General features: G+C 70.0%; 17 protein-coding genes. 7 read left to right on the plus strand and 10 right to left on the minus strand.

The window, feature by feature from the left end; translation table 11 throughout:
• Positions 1–139 precede the first annotated feature (139 nt).
• Both ACIA58_RS29670 and ACIA58_RS29675 read left to right on the plus strand, forming a co-directional pair.
• On the plus strand, positions 140–1,036 hold the full coding sequence (locus ACIA58_RS29670; RefSeq protein ID WP_396407091.1) for a helix-turn-helix transcriptional regulator: 897 nt from the start codon (positions 140–142) through the stop codon (positions 1,034–1,036).
• The gene (locus tag ACIA58_RS29675) at positions 1,036–1,581 is read left to right on the plus strand and encodes an MOSC domain-containing protein (RefSeq protein ID WP_396407092.1); all 546 of its coding nucleotides are present in this window, start codon (positions 1,036–1,038) and stop codon (positions 1,579–1,581) included. Before ACIA58_RS29670 ends, ACIA58_RS29675 begins: the two co-directional genes overlap by 1 nt.
• Here the strand turns inward: ACIA58_RS29675 and ACIA58_RS29680 are convergent.
• The 3 genes from ACIA58_RS29680 to ACIA58_RS29690 all read right to left on the minus strand — a co-directional run bounded on the left by ACIA58_RS29680 (position 1,553) and on the right by ACIA58_RS29690 (position 5,732).
• Positions 1,553–2,365, minus strand: coding sequence for a biotin--[acetyl-CoA-carboxylase] ligase (locus ACIA58_RS29680; protein WP_396407093.1), 813 nt, complete (start codon positions 2,363–2,365; stop codon positions 1,553–1,555). The genes ACIA58_RS29675 and ACIA58_RS29680 overlap by 29 nt on opposite strands.
• Positions 2,365–4,992, minus strand: coding sequence for a phosphoenolpyruvate carboxylase (locus ACIA58_RS29685; RefSeq protein ID WP_396407094.1), 2,628 nt, complete (start codon positions 4,990–4,992; stop codon positions 2,365–2,367). Before ACIA58_RS29685 ends, ACIA58_RS29680 begins: the two co-directional genes overlap by 1 nt.
• Positions 4,993–5,105: 113 nt before the next feature.
• Entirely contained in the window at positions 5,106–5,732 is a 627-nt protein-coding gene (locus ACIA58_RS29690; protein ID WP_396407095.1) for a TetR/AcrR family transcriptional regulator, read from the minus strand.
• Positions 5,733–5,797: 65 nt separating this feature from the next.
• Here ACIA58_RS29690 and ACIA58_RS29695 point away from each other — a divergent pair, with 65 nt between their 5' ends.
• Positions 5,798–6,274: an SCP2 sterol-binding domain-containing protein gene (locus tag ACIA58_RS29695; protein ID WP_396407096.1), complete on the plus strand. Its 477-nt coding sequence runs from the start codon at positions 5,798–5,800 to the stop codon at positions 6,272–6,274.
• A gap of 6 nt (positions 6,275–6,280) precedes the next feature.
• Here the strand turns inward: ACIA58_RS29695 and ACIA58_RS29700 are convergent, their stop codons facing one another.
• From ACIA58_RS29700 to ACIA58_RS29710, 3 genes are read right to left on the minus strand one after another with little or no spacing between them, the layout of a single operon-like run.
• Positions 6,281–8,818, minus strand: coding sequence for a hypothetical protein (locus ACIA58_RS29700; RefSeq protein WP_396407097.1), 2,538 nt, complete (start codon positions 8,816–8,818; stop codon positions 6,281–6,283).
• A complete protein-coding gene (locus ACIA58_RS29705; RefSeq protein WP_396407098.1) occupies positions 8,819–9,241 on the minus strand; it encodes a hypothetical protein in 423 nt (140 codons plus the stop codon).
• Positions 9,242–9,259: 18 nt separating this feature from the next.
• Positions 9,260–9,808, minus strand: a complete 549-nt coding sequence (locus ACIA58_RS29710) for a hypothetical protein (protein ID WP_396407099.1) — start codon at positions 9,806–9,808, stop codon at positions 9,260–9,262.
• Between the two features lie 232 nt (positions 9,809–10,040).
• On the opposite strand from ACIA58_RS29710, the gene ACIA58_RS29715 reads away from it, so the two are divergent.
• Genes ACIA58_RS29715 through ACIA58_RS29725 form a run of 3 tightly spaced genes read left to right on the plus strand, consistent with a single transcriptional unit; the run spans position 10,041 to position 12,189 of the window.
• Entirely contained in the window at positions 10,041–11,618 is a 1,578-nt protein-coding gene (locus ACIA58_RS29715) for an acyl-CoA carboxylase subunit beta (RefSeq protein WP_396407100.1), read from the plus strand.
• Positions 11,615–11,818, plus strand: coding sequence for an acyl-CoA carboxylase subunit epsilon (locus ACIA58_RS29720; RefSeq protein ID WP_396407101.1), 204 nt, complete (start codon positions 11,615–11,617; stop codon positions 11,816–11,818). Before ACIA58_RS29715 ends, ACIA58_RS29720 begins: the two co-directional genes overlap by 4 nt.
• An 11-nt stretch (positions 11,819–11,829) precedes the next feature.
• Positions 11,830–12,189: a hypothetical protein gene (locus ACIA58_RS29725; protein WP_396407102.1), complete on the plus strand. Its 360-nt coding sequence runs from the start codon at positions 11,830–11,832 to the stop codon at positions 12,187–12,189.
• Here ACIA58_RS29725 and ACIA58_RS29730 read toward each other — a convergent pair whose 3' ends face one another.
• Positions 12,190–13,380, minus strand: coding sequence for a Maf family nucleotide pyrophosphatase (locus tag ACIA58_RS29730; protein ID WP_396407103.1), 1,191 nt, complete (start codon positions 13,378–13,380; stop codon positions 12,190–12,192).
• Positions 13,377–15,068, minus strand: coding sequence for a DUF885 domain-containing protein (locus tag ACIA58_RS29735; protein WP_396407104.1), 1,692 nt, complete (start codon positions 15,066–15,068; stop codon positions 13,377–13,379). Before ACIA58_RS29735 ends, ACIA58_RS29730 begins: the two co-directional genes overlap by 4 nt.
• A gap of 223 nt (positions 15,069–15,291) precedes the next feature.
• Here ACIA58_RS29735 and ACIA58_RS29740 point away from each other — a divergent pair, with 223 nt between their 5' ends.
• Complete coding sequence (locus tag ACIA58_RS29740; protein WP_396407105.1) at positions 15,292–16,389, plus strand: neutral zinc metallopeptidase; 1,098 nt, start codon at positions 15,292–15,294, stop codon at positions 16,387–16,389.
• Here ACIA58_RS29740 and ACIA58_RS29745 read toward each other — a convergent pair.
• Together ACIA58_RS29745 and ACIA58_RS29750 are read right to left on the minus strand one after the other, a co-directional pair.
• The gene (locus tag ACIA58_RS29745) at positions 16,369–16,704 is read right to left on the minus strand and encodes an MmcQ/YjbR family DNA-binding protein (protein WP_396407106.1); all 336 of its coding nucleotides are present in this window, start codon (positions 16,702–16,704) and stop codon (positions 16,369–16,371) included. The two genes, ACIA58_RS29740 and ACIA58_RS29745, sit on opposite strands and share 21 nt — an antisense overlap.
• Before the next feature lie 2 nt (positions 16,705–16,706).
• Positions 16,707–18,107 (minus strand): DHA2 family efflux MFS transporter permease subunit, encoded by a 1,401-nt coding sequence (locus ACIA58_RS29750; RefSeq protein ID WP_396407107.1) that lies wholly within the window; start codon positions 18,105–18,107, stop codon positions 16,707–16,709.
• Between the last annotated feature and the right edge of the window lie 90 nt (positions 18,108–18,197).

The raw sequence follows: 18,197 nt of genomic DNA on the forward strand, positions 1-18,197 counted from the left end.
CCTGGTGATCTCCTGGCTGCTGGTCGCCGTCCTGCTCGGGTACGGCGTCATCGAAACCCTGATCACCGCGGTAAAAATCTTTACCGAGTAAAGCGAAAACGATCAAGTACGACGAGCCCGGCGGCGGCACGATGGTCCTATGACCGACGTGTTCGCCGCCTTCGTCCTGGCTCTCGCCGAGGCATTGGACGATCGCGCGGTGACCGGCGCCGACCTGGCGGCGCGTCTGAAGCTGTCGCGGTCGCATCTGGACCGGATGGTCGCGGCCGCGGCGGGCGAGCGCCCCGGAGCGCTGCGGCGGCGGGTCCTGCTCGAGCGGTCGGCGTACCGGCTGTTGATCGGGCCCGGCCACATCCTCGATGTCGCGGTCGAGGCTGGGTACGGGTCGCATGAGGCGTTCACGCGTGCGTTCAGCCGGGCGTACGGCGTACCGCCGGCGAAGTGGCGGGGCCGGCCGGACCGGATCCGCCTGGACGCGCCGAGCGGTATCCACTTCCACCCGCCGAACGGGTTGCGGGTGGCGGCCAGGGACGAGGTGAGTTCGATGGATCTGGTGCGGACGATGGTTGATCACCATGTCTGGCTGCTCGGCGAGATGCTCGGACAGGCGGCGACGCTGACCGACGGGCAACTCGACCAGCCGATCGAGATCTCGGTCGAAGGGATCGACGACCAACCGACGCTGCGCTCGATGATGTCCCGGCTGATCGGCCAGCTCGGCATGTGGCACGCGAACCTCGTCGGTCAGGAGTACGACTTCTCCGTCGAGCAGGGCGAGAGTGTGCAGAGCATGAGGCGCCGGCTCGACGTGGTCGGGCCGGCCTTCGCGGGTGAGGTCGGTGAGTTGTGTACGGCGAATCGACTCGACGAGCTGATCGTGTGTCCCGGCGAGAACGTCGAGGTGTACACGGCCGGCGCAATGATCGCGCATGTGCTCACGTTCGGGTCGTACCGCCGTACGCTCGTCGCCGGCGCGCTGCACGACACCGGATGCGACGACCTTGACAGCGGCGATCCGATCCGCTGGATCAGCTGATGACTGCGCGGGTGGTGGCGGTCAACGTCGTCCACGAGCTGATCCGTGGGCCGACGCGGTGGACGGCGATCGACAAGCGGCCGATGCACGGCGCGGTCGAGGTCGGCGAGCTGGGGCTGATCGGCGATCGGCAGTGCGACACGCGGTACCACGGCGGGCCGGACAAAGCGCTCTACGCGTACGCCTCGGAGGATGCGGAGTGGTGGGCCGCTGAACTGGACCGGGACATCCCGCCCGGGCTGTTCGGCGAGAACCTGACGACGTCCGGGCTGGACATCACCGGAGCTGTGATCGGCGAGCAGTGGCGGATCGGCGGCCCGAAGCACGGGATCCTGGTCGAGGTACGGTCCCCGCGGACGCCGTGCGGGAACCTGTCCGGTCGGATGGGGATCCACCGGTTCCACCACCGCTTCGCGAAGACCGGTCGAGTAGGCGCTTACTTGAAGGTGCTCGAGACCGGCTCGCTGCGCGAAGGCAACCGCATCACGGTGGTCCACAAACCCGACCACGGACCAACTATTGGTCGGCTGTCCTCAGGTGCGTGACATCGCCCGCGGCCAACGGCCGAGGCCCATCAGGTGTGTCCACGATGAGTCGCCCGTCGTCGGCCAGGTCACGCGCCTTACCCTCCAGGACCGTGCCGTCCGGAAGCTCCACGCGCACCGCCTGCCCGAGAGTCGCGGACAGCTCGCGGTACTCCGGCAGCACCATGGACGGATCACCGTCGGCGGCCACCCACGACTGATAACGAGAAGCGAGCTCTCGCAGGATGGCTGCCATGACCGTGGCTCGGTCGGTGGTCACTGCCTTCTCCATCGCGAGCGAAGTGGCGGCCGCGTGCGGCTTCTCGTCGGAGCGCAGGGTCACGTTGAGCCCGATGCCGACCACCGCGGCCGGTCCCTCGATCCGCTCGAGCAGGATGCCCGCCAGCTTGCGGTCCTCGACCAGTACGTCGTTCGGCCACTTCACCTGCGCCGGCACCTCCGCCACCGCGCGCACAGCAGCTGCAACGGCCAACGGCACCAGCAGACCCAGCCACGGCCACCGAGCTGCCTCAACAGTCACCGGACGCAGCAAAACAGACATGAGCAACGCGGACCGCGGTGGCGTGGTCCACGTCCGCCCGAGCCGCCCGCGACCGGACGACTGATGCTCCGCAGCGACGATCAGCCCCTCGGGCTGGCCACCTGCGGCCGCGGCCGCCACGACCGCATTGGTCGACGGCGTGTCCGCGAGTACGTCGATCTGCGTCCACAGCGCTCCGGGACGCACCAGCCGCCCCCGCAGGAACTTCTCGTCCAGCGGGGGCCGCTCCAGGTCACTGAACATCAGCCGGTGTTCTGCAGGCCGGCGGCAACGCCCGAGACGGTCAGCAACAGCAGCCGTCGGGTGCGGACGATTTGCTCCTCGTCCAGCGAGTCGTCGGTACGCAGCGTCCGCAGCGCCCGCAACTGCAGGTAGCTGAGGGCGTCGACGTACGGGTTGCGCAGCTCGACCGCACGGCCCAGCACACGCCTTCCCTGGAGCAACCGCTCCTGGTCGAGAACCTTCAGCACCCACTCCGTGGTCAGCGAGTGCTCGTCGAGCATCTGGCGCGTCAGCTCCGGCCGGTCGCCCAGCTCCAGGTAGCGGCCGAGGATGCGGCTGTCTGTCTTCGCCAGCGACATCTCCGCGTTCTCCAGCATCACCTGGAACAGCGGCCAGTTCTGGTTCGCGTCCTGCAGCAGCGCGACGTCCCCGACCGCGGCGAGCGCCGTACCGAGGCCGTACCAGCCTGGGGCGTTCACGCGGGCCTGCGACCAGGCGAACACCCACGGGATCGCCCGCAGGTCCTCCAGCGACGACACCGCCACACCACGCCGGGCCGGCCGCGAACCGAGCGGCAGCTGCCCCAGCTCCTCCAGCGGAGTCACGCGGCCGAACCACTCCGCGAAGCCGTCCGCCTTCACCAGCCGGTGGTACGCCGTACGCGCGGCCTCGTCGAGCGTCTTCTCCATCACCGAGAACCGCTCCGCCGCCACCGCGGCCCGCTCCTCGATCGCCGGAGTGGATGCCAGCAACGTCGCCGCGGTCACCTGCTCGATGTGCCGCTGAGCGATCGCCGCGTTGCCGTACCGCGCCGGGATCGCCTCGCCCTGCTCGGTGAGCTTGAACCGGCCGGCCACCGAGCCAGGAGCCTGCGCGAGTACGGCGCGGTTCGCCGGACCACCGCCACGGCCGAGTGCACCGCCGCGGCCGTGGAACAGGGTCAGCCGGATCGCGTTGCGCTGCGCCCACGCGGTGATCCGCGCCTGCGCGTCGTACAGCGCCAGCGTCGCCGATACGGGTCCGACGTCCTTTGCGGAGTCGGAGTACCCGAGCATGACCTCGAAGCGCCGGTCGTTCGCCGTGAGCCGGTGCCGCACCCGGGTGAGCTGGATCGCGTTGTCCAGCACCTCTACCGAGTTCTGCAGGTCTTCGCCGGTCTCGAACAGCGGTACTACGTCCAGCTCGATCGGGCGGCCGTCCAGCGCGGCGTCGGCCAGCTCGTAGACGGCAGCCAGGTCGCCGGCGTTGCGGGTGAACGACACGACATACCGACGGCAGGCCTCGGGGCCGAAGCGCTGCTGGATCTGACCGATGACCCGGAGCGTCGCCAGCACTTCCTCTGTCTGATCGGACAGCTCGCCGCCGCCCAGCACCTCTTCGAGGGCCTTGGCGTGCACCGAGGAGTGCTGGCGGATCTCCAGCTCGGCCAGGTGGAAGCCGAACGAGTTCACCTGCCAGATGAGCTGCTGCAGCTCGCCGAACGCCTGGCGGGGTGCGCCGGCAGTCACCAGCGAGTCCTGCAGCACCTTGAGCTCGTGCAGGAAGTCAGCGGCCCGCGGGTAGCCGAAGTCGGCGTCGCGGGACCGGGTCGCGGCCAGGCGGCGCGCAGCGAGCAGCAGGAGCTGCCGGTGCGGCTCAGCCGGCGAGCGCGTCTCGATGTCGGTGATCAGCTCGGGGTTGACCGCTCGGGCGTCCTCCAGGATGCGGCGAACCGGTGCGGACGGCGGAGTGGTCGCGGCGTCCAGCGTGAGCGCTCGGCCCAGGGCTTCAGTGGCCTGCTCGAGCGCGCGGAGCACGTGGTCGGCCTGGATCTGCATGGCCTCCCGCGTGATCGCCGCGGTGACGTTCGGGTTGCCGTCCCGGTCGCCGCCGATCCACGACCCCAGGTGCACGAACGGCGCCACGACCGGCGTACGCGTCCCTGCCGCGTCACCGGCCAGTGCGTCGTCGAGGCGCCGGTACACGTTGCCCACGACGTCGAACAGGGTCTCTTCGAAAACAGCCATCGCCGACCGCACCTCGTCCAGCGGAGACGGCCGGCTGGTGCGGAGCTGCGACGTCCGCCAGAGGACGTCGACCTGCTCGACCAGGCGGCGACGGTTCTCCGCCAGGTCGCTGTCGCCGGCCCGCGGGTCGTGCCGCTCGTCCAGCAGCGAGGAGATGCGCCGGATCGTCGCCAGCACAGCGCGGCGCCGGGCCTCGGTCGGGTGCGCGGTCAGTACGGGCCGGAACTCCAGTCCGTTCAGCAGGGCGCGGGCCTGCTGCTCGCCACTGTCGCGGGAGATCTGCTCGACGGCCTGGGCCAGCTCGGACACCACGGCCTCGCTGCCGGCGCGGTCACGCTCCCGCAGTACGCGGGCGCGGTGCAGCTCCTCGCTGAGGTTGGTCAGATGGAAGTAGCAGGTGAAGGCCCGGGCCACATCCTCGGCGCGCTCGTGTGGCCACGAGGCCACCAGGTCCTCGGCCGCCGCGCCGTCTCCGGCGATGGTCAGCTCGCGCAGTTCTTCGACGTCGTCGAGCAGCGGCTGACCGGCATACTCGACCAGAACTTTGCCGAGGATCTCGCCGAGCAGGCGGACGTCGGCCCTGAGTTCTTCAGGCACCTCGAACCGCGCGCGGGTACGGGTCTCACTTCCGGTCTCGCTCACGTTCGCCCACCCTATCGGCGGACGCCCGTCGATGCCGCAGAGTCCAGCACCTGGAAGCCGATCGTGACCGCTCGAGGATGAAACCGTCAGCTACTTCACAGTATGTGCGGGCTTCAGACCTTGTTGAAGCCGCCGCCGACGATCTGGGAGACGGTTGTGGCCAGCTCGGCCGGGGTGCGGTCGGTGCCGTCGACAACGAGCATGCGGGCACAGGCCTCGGTCATCGCGGCCAGCATCTCGGCGAGGACCGGCAGGTTCGCGTCGGGGTCGGTGACGCCCGGGAGTGACTTGAGCAGGGTCAGGCGCAGGCTCTCGACCAGGAACGCGCGGGCGGCGCGGACCCGCTCGGCGACGGCCGGCGCGGCGCCGTACTGCGCGCCGAACACTATGCGCCACGACTGCGGCTGCTTGGAGACGGCGGTCAGGAACGCGGTGAGGCCCTCGACGACATGCTCCTCCGGGGTCCCGATGCTCGGGTCCGCAGGCAGCGCGGCGACGATCGAGATGACCAGGTGCTGCTCCTCGCGGGCGAGCAGGGCCAGCAGGAGCTCGTCGCGGTTCGCGAAGGAGTCGTAGACGACCGGCTTGGTCACGCCGGCCGCGTCCGCCACGGACTGCATCGTCGTACCGGCGAAGCCGTTCGCCGAGAAGACCTCGAGGGCGGCGTCCAGGATCAGCGGGCGGCGGCGCTCCGGACCGAGATGACGCGCGCGCCGACGTCGTTCAGCGTCCTCCACCACTTGACAAACCTACCGCATCGTAGGAAATTCCTACAGTCCGGTAGGAACTGCCGCGGGGGTGGTCGATGACCGAGCGAGGCAGTGCCGGCTGGCTCGACTCCGAGGGCATCACCACCCTGGATGCGAGCGAGTTGGCCCGGTTGGTCGACCGGACGTCGGAGCGGGAGCTTCGGCATCATCTCATCGGGGGAGTGCGACAGGTCGCGTTGCGCGAGATCTTTCGCCGGATGCCGGAGTACCTCCGACCCGCCCGGGCCGCCGGGTTCGACGCTGTGATCAGTTGGCAGATCACCGGCGCGGGCGGGGACGGTCACGCGATCGACGAGTACTGGATCCACGTCCATGACGGCCGCTGCACCGTGCTGTCGACGCAGCCTGCTCCGGCGGACATCTCTATCCGCACCGATCCCGCCACCCTGCTCCGGATCGTGACCGGCAACGAGGATCCGATCGTGGCGGTCCTCAAGCAACGGCTCTCGGTTCGCGGTGACCTGGCGCAGGCTGCGCGTCTCACCAAACTCTTCGCCGTCGGGCCTGCCTGACGCTGCTCAGCGGCTGGGGCTGTCCGTAGCCCGGCCGGCGGACTGCTCGGTCTGGTGTGCACCACCGCGATGGGCCGAGGCCGCCTGTCCCCTCGCCATTCGCGTAGCTCCTGCTGCCGGCGCTTGGTGATCCAGCACATCCCGCAAGGCCGCCACATCCTGCGCCGCCCCCGAGCCAGACCCCTGCTGCCACCCCTGCTGCGACCACTGCTGCTGCCCGCCTTGCGCCTGCTGCTGGTGGGCCTGCTGCTGGTGCGCCTGCTGTTGGGGAGCCTGCTGCGGCTGCGCGTACTGCGTCGGTGGCGGGAACTGCTGTCGCTGCGAAGCCTGCGGCGCCGGCCACTGCCCAGCCACCGGCTGCGGAGTCCCCTGCGGGTACTGCGGATACTGCGTCCCCTGCGGCTGCTGCCACTGCCCCGCACCCTGCTGCCCAGGCTGCCACTGCTGCTGCCCAGGCTGCCACTGCTGCTGGCCGGGCTGCACCGGCTGCTGACCCTGCTGTGGTTGCTGCCACTGCTGCTGGCCAGGCTGCACCGGCTGCTGGCTCTGGTGCGGCTGCCCATACGGCTGCGTCGGCACATGACCCTGCTGTGGCTGCTGTGGCTGCCCATGTGGCTGCGTCGGCACGCGGAACTGCTCATGCTGCGGACCGCGCGGAGGCTGCCACTGGCCCGGCTGCTGCTGACCCTGCTGCGGTTGGTGCTGCTGCTGCGGTTGGTGCTGCTGCTGCGGTTGCTGCTGCTGCGGCTGCGACTGGAACTGCGCATGCTGCGGACCGCGCGGAGGCTGCCACTGGCCAGGAGGCTGTGGCGGAGCGGGGTGTTGCGGCTGCTGCTGCCACTGGCCTGCGGACTGCTGCTGACCTGGAGTTTGCTGCGACTGTGGGTACGCGGGAGCTTGCGGCTGCGGGTAGGCCGGAGCTTGCGGATACGCGGGAGCTTGCGGGGGCGGTTGCTGTCCGCGTTGCTGCTGCTGTTGGGGGTTGCGCGGCTGCTGCTGCGGCGATTGTTGTTGCGGGCGGCGCCTCTGCCACCACCGGCGTCGGGTCTGCTGCTGGGCCGACGCTTGCTGCGGCTGGGCGTACTGCGGGCGTACCTGCGGTGGCGGCGGGTAGGCGGGCGCTTGCTGCGGCTGTCGCGGCTGTGCGTATTGCGGCTGTGCGTATTGCGGCTGCCGGGGTTGCGCAGGCTGCTGCGGTTGCTGCTGCCCAGGAGTTTGCTGCGGGTACGCCGGCTGCTGCCAGGGTTGTTGCTGCTGGGGCTGGCCGGGAGGCTGCTGCGGCTGCACCGGCTGCTGCTGCGGCCACCACTGGGCCTGCTGGCCTGGCGCCTGCTGTGGCTGCGGGTAGACAGGTGGCTGCTGGGGCCTTGGCGGGAGCGGCTGGAGCCTCGGGAACTGGGGCTGGGGGCGCGCGGCTTGCTGTCCGGGTTGCTGCTGCGGCTGGACCGGCTGCGGCTGAGTCGGCTGGACCGGCTGGGGCTGAGTCGGCTGGACCGGCTGCGGCTGCACCGGCTGTGGCTGAGTCGGCTGGACCGGCTGCGGCTGGACCGGCTGAGGCTGGGGCGGCTGGACGGGCTGGGGCTGGACAGGCTGGGGCTGGGGTTGTTGTTGGGGGTTGGGGCGGGGGAGCTCGATGGTGGGGTGTTCGCGGGTGGTGGATTGCTGTAGTTGCTGGGTTTGCTGGAGGCCCAGTTGGGCGCGGTACTGCGACTCGGTGGTGCGGACGGTGTCGGTGGCGTGGTCGGCGATTTCCATGCCGCGGGCGTGGGAGATGGCGCGGAGGTTCGGGGCGGTGCTCTCGTTGAGCGACTGGAGTTTGCCGAAGTCCTCGTTGATCTGCGCGGCCAGGCGTTCGCGGACGGCCTCCTGCTCCTCGGCGGGAACGAGGTTCGGCAGGTCCGAGCTGTCGAACAGCACGTCGGCCGCCGCGCGCGCCTTGGACATCGGCGGCTGGCTCGCCATCCGGCTCAGCACCTCGTTGCCGGACAGGTTCGCCTCGGCGCCGACCTCGTCGGCGAACGCACGGGCCGCGGGTTCGTACCCGGGGTACGAGTGCGGCGCCCGCACCGCCTTCACCTGCTCGGCCAGGTCCGGCGGCAGCGTGCGATCGGCGATCGAGTCGAGCTGCGCCTGGCTCCAGGCCTCGGTGACGCCTTCCTCGAGCGGCCGGTACTCCATCGGCCGGAGGTCGCTCAGCCACCGCTCGTGGGTGAAGTCCTCCGGTCCGGCAAGGTGGTCGAATTCGTGGGCGGCTGTCTTCAGCGCGTTCCGCCGGATGCTCCACTGCTCCAGCGTGGCCGGCTGCCCACGCGTGGCGTACATCTCCTGCAGCGGTTCGACCACCAGTGTGCGGTTGAGCTCGATGGTGCCGTCGGGGTACGCCGCACCGCGGTACGCCGGGTTGTCGGTGTAGTTCAGCTTCCCGTTCCACAGCGACACCTTGGAGCCCGACTCGGCCGCCACCGCGTCCCGGACGCGTTCCCACAGCCCGTTGTCGAGGTCCGGGATCTGGCTGTCCGCGCTGCGGACCATCCCGCCGGCCATCTACTGCTCCGTGGACCCCAGGTCGATCATCGAGATGATCTGCACCAGGGTCTCGTTCATCTCGAGCGCGGCGTCCCGCTCGCCGGCGGTCGGGGCGGCGTACGCGATCCGCGCGATCTCGGCCATCCCGGCTTCGGCCCGGGCCCGCCGCTCGGCCGCCGTACCTTCCGGGCTCGAGGCCCGCATCATCACGTCGGACGCCTGCCGGACCGGAACGCTGTCCGGCGTGCGGGCTTCGAGGACGAGGTTGTCCAGCGTGGCCAGGTAGCGGATCGCCTTCGCCCGGTCGGCGTCACCGTCGACGGTCGCAGCCTGTTCCCGGAGCCGCTCGACGGCGGCGGCGAGTTCGTCGGGGTCGGTGAGCTCCGTGCCCCAGGCACGCACGACCTGACGGCGTGCGGCATCGAAGTCCCCGTACTCCATCGGGTCATCATCGCATGGTCAGAGATCGCGATCGGGCGCCTTGGGTCCGGTCGAGGAGGCCGCGGTGGTCGAACGCGATCCGGGCGCGGCCTTCGGGGCACCGATCCGGCCCGCGGGCGCCATCGCCGGATCGACGGCGAATCTCGCCGCCCGGTCGTCGACGCCACGGTCGGTGTCCGACGCCGCGATCACGGCCAGCGGTTCGTTCATCTCGAGTACGGCGTCCCGCTCGCCGGCGGTCGGGGCCTCCTCGGCGATCCGCGCGATCTCGGCCATCCCCGCCTCGGCCCGCGCCCGTTGCTCGGCCGGCGTACCTTCCGGCGCGCTCGACCGCATCATGACGTCGGAGGCCCTGCGGACGTACTCGCTCTCGGTTTCCGAGGCCTCGGCGACCAGTTCGTCCATCGCGGCCAGGTAGCGCAGCGCGCGATCGGACCCGCTGGTGAGACTCGTCGCCTGTTCGCGCAGGTCGGCGACTGCTGCGGCGAGTTGTCCGGGGTCGGAGATCTCGTTGCCCCAGGCGTGGATGATGCGGCGGCGTGCGGCTTCGAACTCGGCGTACTCCACCCCACCATCGTGGCACCCAGGGGGTTCGGTTCGGCGATCGCGGACCATGGCGAACGCGGCGTCGACCCGGGTCGCGGTCCTTCAGATCGTCGATGGTCCGCGCGAAGGCCCTTGCCGCCGGCACGTACCGCCTCGAGCACCGGTTCGCTGAGTCCGGCCCGGCCGGGTTCACACCGGCGTTGCGGCGGACGTCACAGGCGGTGGGGCGTACTGGCGCGTAGGCTGCCCGTTCATGGGAGAGACGGTGAACATCCACACCACCGCCGGGAAGCTCGCGGACCTCGAGCACCGGCTGGACGAGGCCGTGCATGCCGGGTCCGAGCGCGCGGTGGAGAAGCAGCACGCGCGCGGCAAGAAGACCGCCCGCGAGCGGATCGAACTGCTGCTCGACGAGGGCTCGTTCTCCGAGCTGGACGAGTTCGCCCGGCACCGGTCGACGAGCTTCGGCCTGGACGGCAACCGCCCGTACGGCGACGGCGTGGTGACCGGCTTCGGCACCATCGACGGCCGCCAGGTGTGCGTGTTCGCGCAGGACTTCACCGTCTTCGGCGGCAGCCTGGGCGAGGTCTTCGGCGAGAAGATCGTCAAGGTGATGGACCTGGCGATGAAGATCGGCTGCCCGCTGATCGGCATCAACGACTCCGGCGGCGCCCGGATCCAGGAAGGCGTCGTAAGCCTCGGGCTGTACGGCGAGATCTTCCGCCGCAACGTCCGCGCGTCGGGCGTCATCCCGCAGATCTCCCTGATCATGGGCCCGTGCGCGGGCGGCGCGGTCTACTCCCCCGCGGTCACCGACTTCACGGTCATGGTCGACGAGTCGTCGTACATGTTCATCACCGGCCCGGACGTGATCAAGACCGTCACCGGCGAGGACGTCAGCCAGGAGGAGCTCGGCGGCGCGCGGACGCACAACACCAAGTCCGGCAACGCGCACTACCTCGGCAGCGACGAGGAGGACGCGATCGAGTGGGTGAAGGCGCTCGTCGGTCACCTTCCGCAGAACAACCTCGAGGACCCGCCGGTGTACGACGCACCGGCGGACCTCGAGCCGACCGAGACCGACCTGGCGCTCGACACGCTCGTCCCGGACTCGCCGAACCAGCCGTACGACATGCACACCGCGATCGAGGCGGTCGTCGACGACGGCGAATTCCTCGAGGTGCACGCGCTGTTCGCGCCGAACCTGATCGTCGGCTTCGGCCGGGTCGAGGGCCGCCCGGTCGGCGTGGTCGCGAACCAGCCGATGCAGTTCGCCGGCACACTCGACATCGACGCGTCCGAGAAGGCCGCCCGCTTCGTCCGCACCTGCGACGCGTTCAACCTGCCGATCCTGACCTTCGTCGACGTGCCCGGCTTCCTGCCCGGCACGGACCAGGAGTGGAACGGCATCATCCGCCGTGGCGCCAAGCTGATCTACGCGTACGCCGAGGCAACCGTCCCGATGATCACTGTCATCACCCGCAAGGCGTACGGCGGCGCGTACGACGTGATGGGCTCGAAGCATCTCGGCGCGGACATGAACATCGCCTGGCCGACCGCGCAGATCGCGGTGATGGGCGCACAGGGCGCGGTCAACATCCTGCACCGCCGTGAGCTCGCCTCCGCGGAGGACGTCGAGGCCCGCCGGCAGGAGCTGATCACGGAGTACGAGGACCACCTGGCGAACCCGTACATCGCGGCCGAGCGCGGCTACATCGACGCCGTGATCAAGCCCAGCGAGACCCGCGCCGAGATCGTCCGCGCCCTCCGCCTGCTCCGCACCAAGCGAGACACCCTGCCCCCGAAGAAGCATGGGAACATCCCACTGTGACCACTCTGCAGATCACCAAAGGCAACCCGACGCCGGAAGAGCTCGCCGCCCTGGTCACCGTCCTGGCCGCCCGCGCCGCCGCCCCCACGCCCGCGCCGGACCACCGGCAACGTGCCGGCAACTGGGCGACGTACTGGCGCAATGCCCGTACGCCGTTCCACCCCGGCCCCGGACAGTGGCGCGCCAGCGCTCATCCGTAAACACTGGCGCTATGGCTAAGTACGCGGTCAATCCCGAGGCGGTAGACAACGCGCGGAAGCTGATCGACGCGCGGCAGTACGTGCTGGACAGCGACTGGGGCGAGGTGCAGCCGCGAGCCGACGACCAGAACTCGTACCTGGACAAGCACAGCTGGGCCGAGTACGGCGCGTGGCACCTCGGGCTCACCGACGGCGCCGGCGAGGAGACCAAGGCGCGCTTCGCGTTCGTGCTCGGCGATTTCCGCCGTATCGACCGCACCGCGCTGATCGCCTGCGTCTACCGGGCCTCCGAGTGGCGCCACAAGGCCGTCGAACTCGCAGCCCACGACCTCCTGCAACACCTCGACGAGAAGACCGGCCTGACGCCCTGATCAGGTCCGGCGGAAGCGGACCAAGGGGTACGTCGGGGCCTGGCCGGTGTTGCGGCGTGGGCCGGGGAAGGCTGTGGCGCCGTCCAGCACGAGGCCGTACCGGGCGGCGACCGCGGCGAGGTGCGACAAGGCGTCCTGGGTGCGGAGTTCGTTCGGGCCGCGGCCGTCGGCGTACCGGCTCGCGTCGGTCTTCTCGGTGGTGGTGATGAAGACGCCGTCGGTGCGCAGGACGCGCGCGACCTCCGCGATCACCGGCTCGCTGTTGTCGAGCAGGTGCAGCAGCCAGACCGCCACGACGGCGTCGCACCTGCGATCGCCGACCGGCAGGTGGGCCGCATCAGCGGCCGCGACGTGCCCGGGCAGGCGGATCCGGGCATGGCGAAGCATCGGCTCGGACAGATCGACGCCGTGCACCAGGTTGCCCAGAGCAACCAGCTCGGCGCCGACGATGCCGGTGCCGACGGCGAGCTCGAGCACCCGGCCGCCCTTCGGGAGCAGCGAGTCGACCGCGCGCGCCGCCGCCTCCGCACGGGCGGGACCGCCGCGCGTCTCGTCGTACGTCGAGGCAACGGTCTCGTCGTAGCGGTACGGCATCTGCGACTTCCACAGCTGGGGCCAGGAGATGCCGATCTCGATCAGCATCCGGCGCAGCAGCGGCAGCGACAGGCCCACCACGTTGTGGTAATCGCCGTCGACGCCCGTGACGAACGGCCCGCCGAGGCCGTCGACGGTGAACGAGCCGGCCACCACGAGCGGCTCGCCGGTCGCGACGTACGCGTCGATCTCTTCGTCGGTCAGGTCCGCGAAGTGGACCGTGGTCGACGCCAGCTCCCGCAGTTCCTGCTTGGCCGACGTGTCGATCAGGCAGTGCCCGGTGTGCAGTACGCCGGTGCGACCGCGCATCATCCGCAACCGCTCACGAGCGACGTCGGGGCTGCCGGGCTTGCCGTACGCTACCCCGTCGAGCTCGAGCACCGAGTCGCAGCCGAGGATCGTCGCGTGATCGGTCAGCGTCGCCATCACCGCCCGCGCCTTCAGCGTCGCCAACAACCGGGCCAGCTCGCCGGGGCTCTCCGCGGTGATGTGGTCCTCGTCGACGCCGGAGACGATCACCTCCGGCTCGATGCCCGCGCCGCGCAGAGTCTTCAGCCGCGCCGGTGATGCCGACGCCAGGACGAACCGGACGGTCATAGCTTCGCCAGCGCCCGGCGAAGCGGGTCCAGGCCGATCGAGCCGAGGTTCAGCGCGTCGGAGTGGAACGTCCGCAGGTCGAACGCGGATCCCTTGCGCTGCTTGGCCTCCTCCCGCGCCTGCAGCCAGATCCGCTCACCGACCTTGTACGACGGCGCCTGGCCCGGCCACCCGAGGTACCTGTTGAGCTCGGCCTGCAGGAACTCGGTCTCCATCCGGCAATGCGCCCGCAGGAACTCGAACCCGAGCTCCGCGTTCCACCGCTCCCCCGGCCGCCAGCCGAACGGGTTGTCGGACGGGACTTCCAGCTCCAGATGCATGCCGATGTCAACGATCACCCGCGCCGCGCGGAACCCCTGCGAGTCCAGCATGCCGAACCGTGCGCCCGGATCCTCCAGGTAGCCCAGCTCCTCCATCAGGCGCTCGGCGTACAACGCCCAGCCCTCGCCGTGACCGGACACCCAGCAGGCGATCCGCTGCCAACGGTTCAGCAGGTCGGTCCGCAGCATCGTCTGCGCGACCTGGAGGTGATGCCCGGGCACACCCTCGTGGTACACGGTCGTGACCTCGCGCCAGGTGGCGAACTGCTCGATGCCGTTCGGCACCGCCCACCACATCCGGCCCGGGCGGGCGGTCAGGTCCTCGCTCGGCTGCGTGTAGTAGATGGAACCGTCGGAGGTCGGCGCGATCATGCACTCCAGCGTGCGGATCTCGTCGGCGATGTCGAAGTGCGTGCCGGCCAGCTCGCTGACGGCCGCGTCGGACATCTGCTGCATCCAGTCCCGGAACGCGTCCTTGCCATGGATCGTCCGCGCCGGATCGTCGTCCAGCAACGCGGCTGTCGCCTCGATGTTCCGGTCGCCGCCGTTCAGACCGGCGGCGATCTCCTGCATGCCGGTCTCGATCCGGGCCAGCTCGGCCCAGCCCCAGGCGTACGTCTCCTCGAGGTCGACCGCCGCGCCGAGGAAGCTGCGCGAGGCCAGCTCGTACACCTCCCGGCCGCACGCGTCCCGCTGCGGTGCCCGCGGTGCGAGGTCGCTCGTCAGCCAGGCGCCGAACTGGTCGAACGCCTTCCGTGCCGAAGCCGCCGCGGCCTCGACCGTCGACTTCACCGCGCTCTCCGGAGCCTGCGCGGCCAGCCCGGCGAAGAAGTCGTCGCCCTCGGCACCGGTCCAGCTGGCGATCCGCTCGGCCAGCCCGTTCACCTGTCGCACCGCCGAGATCCGGCCGAGCGCAGCCTGCTCGAGCAGCGTGTCACGGTACCCGTCGAGCGTCGTACCGATCTGGTTGAGCCGGATCGCGACCGTCTCCCAGTCCTGCTCGGTCTCGGTCGGCATCAGGTCGAACACCTGCCGCAGCGTCGCCGGGACCGACGAGATCGCGTTCAGCTGGTGCTGCGGCACACCGGCCTCGTAGCGCTCGAGCTCCAGCCCGAGGCGCTCCACCAGCGCGTCCTTGGCGACCTCCTCGCGCGGGCTCGAGGGCTCGATCGCCCGTGCCTGCTCGACGGTCCGCCGGGTCAGCTCGACCCGCGCCTCGAACCCGGCCGGCGTGAAGTCCGGCAGCTCGTGGTCGTGGCCGGCGATCCCCAGCTCGGTCGCCGTGATCGGGTCGAGCAGGATCTCCTGCTCGAGGTGGCGTTCAGCCAGCTGGTCGATCGGACTGTTCGGTGTGCGGGCATCTGTCACGCTGCCGACCCTACCGTCCGGGGGCGCGCCGTACTGACCTGTTTGTTGCCGATACTGTGGCGGTTGCTGTCTGCCATACAGGAGAGGAACGGCGTTGAGCCAGCCACCCTACGGGCCGCCCGGCCAGAACGCGCCGTATCCACCTAACCAGCCCCAGTACCAGCCCCAGTACCAAGCTCAGCCCCAGCCCCAGCCCCAGCCCCAGTACCAGCCTCAGCGGCCCATGTACGGACCGCCACCAGGTCAGTACGGCGGACCGCCGCCCCAGGGCCCCGGCTTCGGCTGGGGTCCCAACTTCGGGCCGCCCGGTCCCGGCGGTCCTGGCGGTCCCGGTCCGGGCTGGCAGCCGCAGCGGCCGCGGAAGAAGTCGAAGGCGCCGCTGATCGTGCTGCTGTCGATCGTCGGCGTCGCGATCGTCGGCGGGTGGATCATCGGCGTCATCAAGAAGAGCGCCAACGACGTCACCACCCCGCCGGTCAGCCCGACCCGGTACACCCCGGAGCCGACGGGCGCCCCGACCGAGGCGCCCACGGAGCAGCCGACCGAGCAGCCGACCAGCACGGAGACGACCACCACAGGCACGCCGAAGGTGTCGGACTCGGCCGTCGTGGCCAAGAACGCGATCTACAAGGTCGGCCAGATGCGGACCGTCAACTGCAAGGAGCCCTCGGTCCGCCCGACCAACGCCCGCAACGCGGCGGCCTACTGGACCGCGATCAAGCCCTGCCTGGACAAGTCGTGGGCGCCCCTGGTCGCGAAGGCCGGCTACAAGTTCAAGGCGCCGACGATGACGTTCTGGGCCGGCACGAACGCGACCGGCCCGTGCGGCACCGGTCCGGTCGACGTGCCGTACTACTGCTCGGCCAACAACAACCTGTACATGAAGGTCGACGTCTTCGTGAAGACGTACCTGGAGTACCCCGACGCGGAATCCAAGGCGTACTCGCGGATGTGGTACACCCGGTCGGTCGCGCACGAGTACGGGCACGGCGTACAGAACATGACCGGCATCCTGCAGGCCTCCGACAACATCCGCTACGAGCTGACGAACTACGACGACCGGACGCGGCAGACCCGCCGGATGGAACTGCAGGCGAACTGCTTCGCCGGCGTCTTCCTCGCGGTCAACAAGCGCAGCTACCCGATCAGCGGCGAGATGCTCTACGTCTGGAACAAGTGGGTCGTCACGGCCGGCGACAAGCCGGAGGAAGGCGACCACGGCAGCGTGGCGAGTCAGCAGCGGTTCATGGGTACGTCGTTCAAGACCGGCAACCCGGCCAGCTGCAACACGTTCGCGGTGTCATCCAGATACGTCAGCTAGCCCCGGCGGCGCGACCTGCCGCCACGAGTCGATCAGGATGTCGTGCAGCTCGTCGGCGTCCTCGAGCGCGGCGAGGCGGGCCCGAACCCAGTTCGAGCCCGCCTCGTGCTTCGGCACCCAGAACTTCTCGGGTTCCGCCGCGATCAGCTCTTCGCGTTCCAGCCGGGGACACCGGACCGCGAACGACGTCTGGTCGTCCGGCACCGTGACGAACATCCGCCCGGCCACGTCGAACGTCGGGTGTCCCCAGCGCTTCTTCTCCACCGTCTCCGGGAAGGACAGCGCGATCCGGCGTACGTCGTCAGCGTCCAGCACGGTCACACTTTAGAGCGACCCGGCAGCAGGAAGGCGACCAGCGCACCGGCCGCGACGATCGCGGCACCCGTCCAGACCGCAGGCACCAGGCCGGCGGCGTAACTGGTCGGCGATTCGTACGACCCGGCCGACGCGAACACCGAGGCCAATACAGCGACACCCATCGCGACGCCGACCTCGCGGATGGTGTTGTTCGTACCGGACGCCACGCCCCGGTCCGCGTCGGACGCGCTGTTCATCACCACGCTCGCGGACGGCGCGAAGGTCAGCCCCATCCCGATCCCGGCGAGCACGAACGGTACGACGAGATCGCCGTACTGCGTCGTCGCCGTGGTGATCAGTGCGATCCACCCGAGCGCACCGGCCAGGAACAGCTGCCCCACGACGATCAGCACCCGTGCGCCGACCCGGTCCACGATCAGACCGGCGATCGGTGCGACCACCAGCGGCGCCGCGGTCCACGGCAAGGTGCGGACGCCGGACTGGAAGGGCGTGTAGTGCTGCACGACCTGGAAGAACTGGGCCAGCAGGAACACCGACCCGAACACGCCGACCGCGAAGGTGAACGCGACCACGTTCACCACGCTGAACGAGCGGACCGAGAACAACCGCAGCGGCAACATCGGAGCGCTCGTCCGGCTCTCCCAGCCGATGAATGCAGCCAGCAGCACGCCGCCCGCGATCAGCGAGCCGAGCACGCTACCCGACGTCCAACCGTCATCGGCGCCGTGCACGACACCCCACACGATCGACAACACGCCGGCCGTCGCGAGGACCAGGCCGAGCAGGTCGAGCCGCTTCGCCGTACCCCTGGACTCGGTCAGGACACGGGCCGCGAGCAGTACTGCGACCACGCCGACCGGGACGTTGAGCCAGAAGATCCACTGCCAGTTCAGGCCGTCGACAACAGCTCCGCCGACCACCGGCCCGACCGCGATGCCGAGGCCCGAGATGCCGCCCCAGATGCCGATCGCCGCGCTCCGCTGCTTCTCCGGTACTGCGCCCGCGAGCAACGTCAGCGACAGCGGCATCACGGCCGCGGCGCCGATGCCCTGGATCGCGCGGGCGCCGATCAGCATCCACGGCTCCGTCGCCAGCGCGCAGGTTGCCGAGGCGAGCGTGAACAGCGCGATCCCGGCCAGGAACACCCGCCGCCGGCCGAGCCGGTCGCCGATCGCGGCCGCGGTCAGCAGCAGCGCCGCGAAGGCCAGCGTGTAGGCGTTCACGAACCACTGCAGGTCGGACAGCGACGCGCCCAGCTCGGACTTGATCACCGGCAGCGCGTTCGTCACCACCAGGTTGTCCAGCGTGACCATGAAGGTGGGAATCCCCACCGCGGCCAGCACCACCCCGAGCCCACGGCTCCGGGTCCCCACCACTTCCCTGTCCGCAAGAGCGGTCATCACGAACTCCAAGTTGTAATTGACTGATAACAAGCCTGCGACGAGAGTATGCATCCACTGATAACATGTCAAGCAGATCGTCGAGGGATG

The organism is Kribbella sp. NPDC051586 (genome assembly GCF_044453965.1).
GTDB lineage: Bacteria > Actinomycetota > Actinomycetes > Propionibacteriales > Kribbellaceae > Kribbella.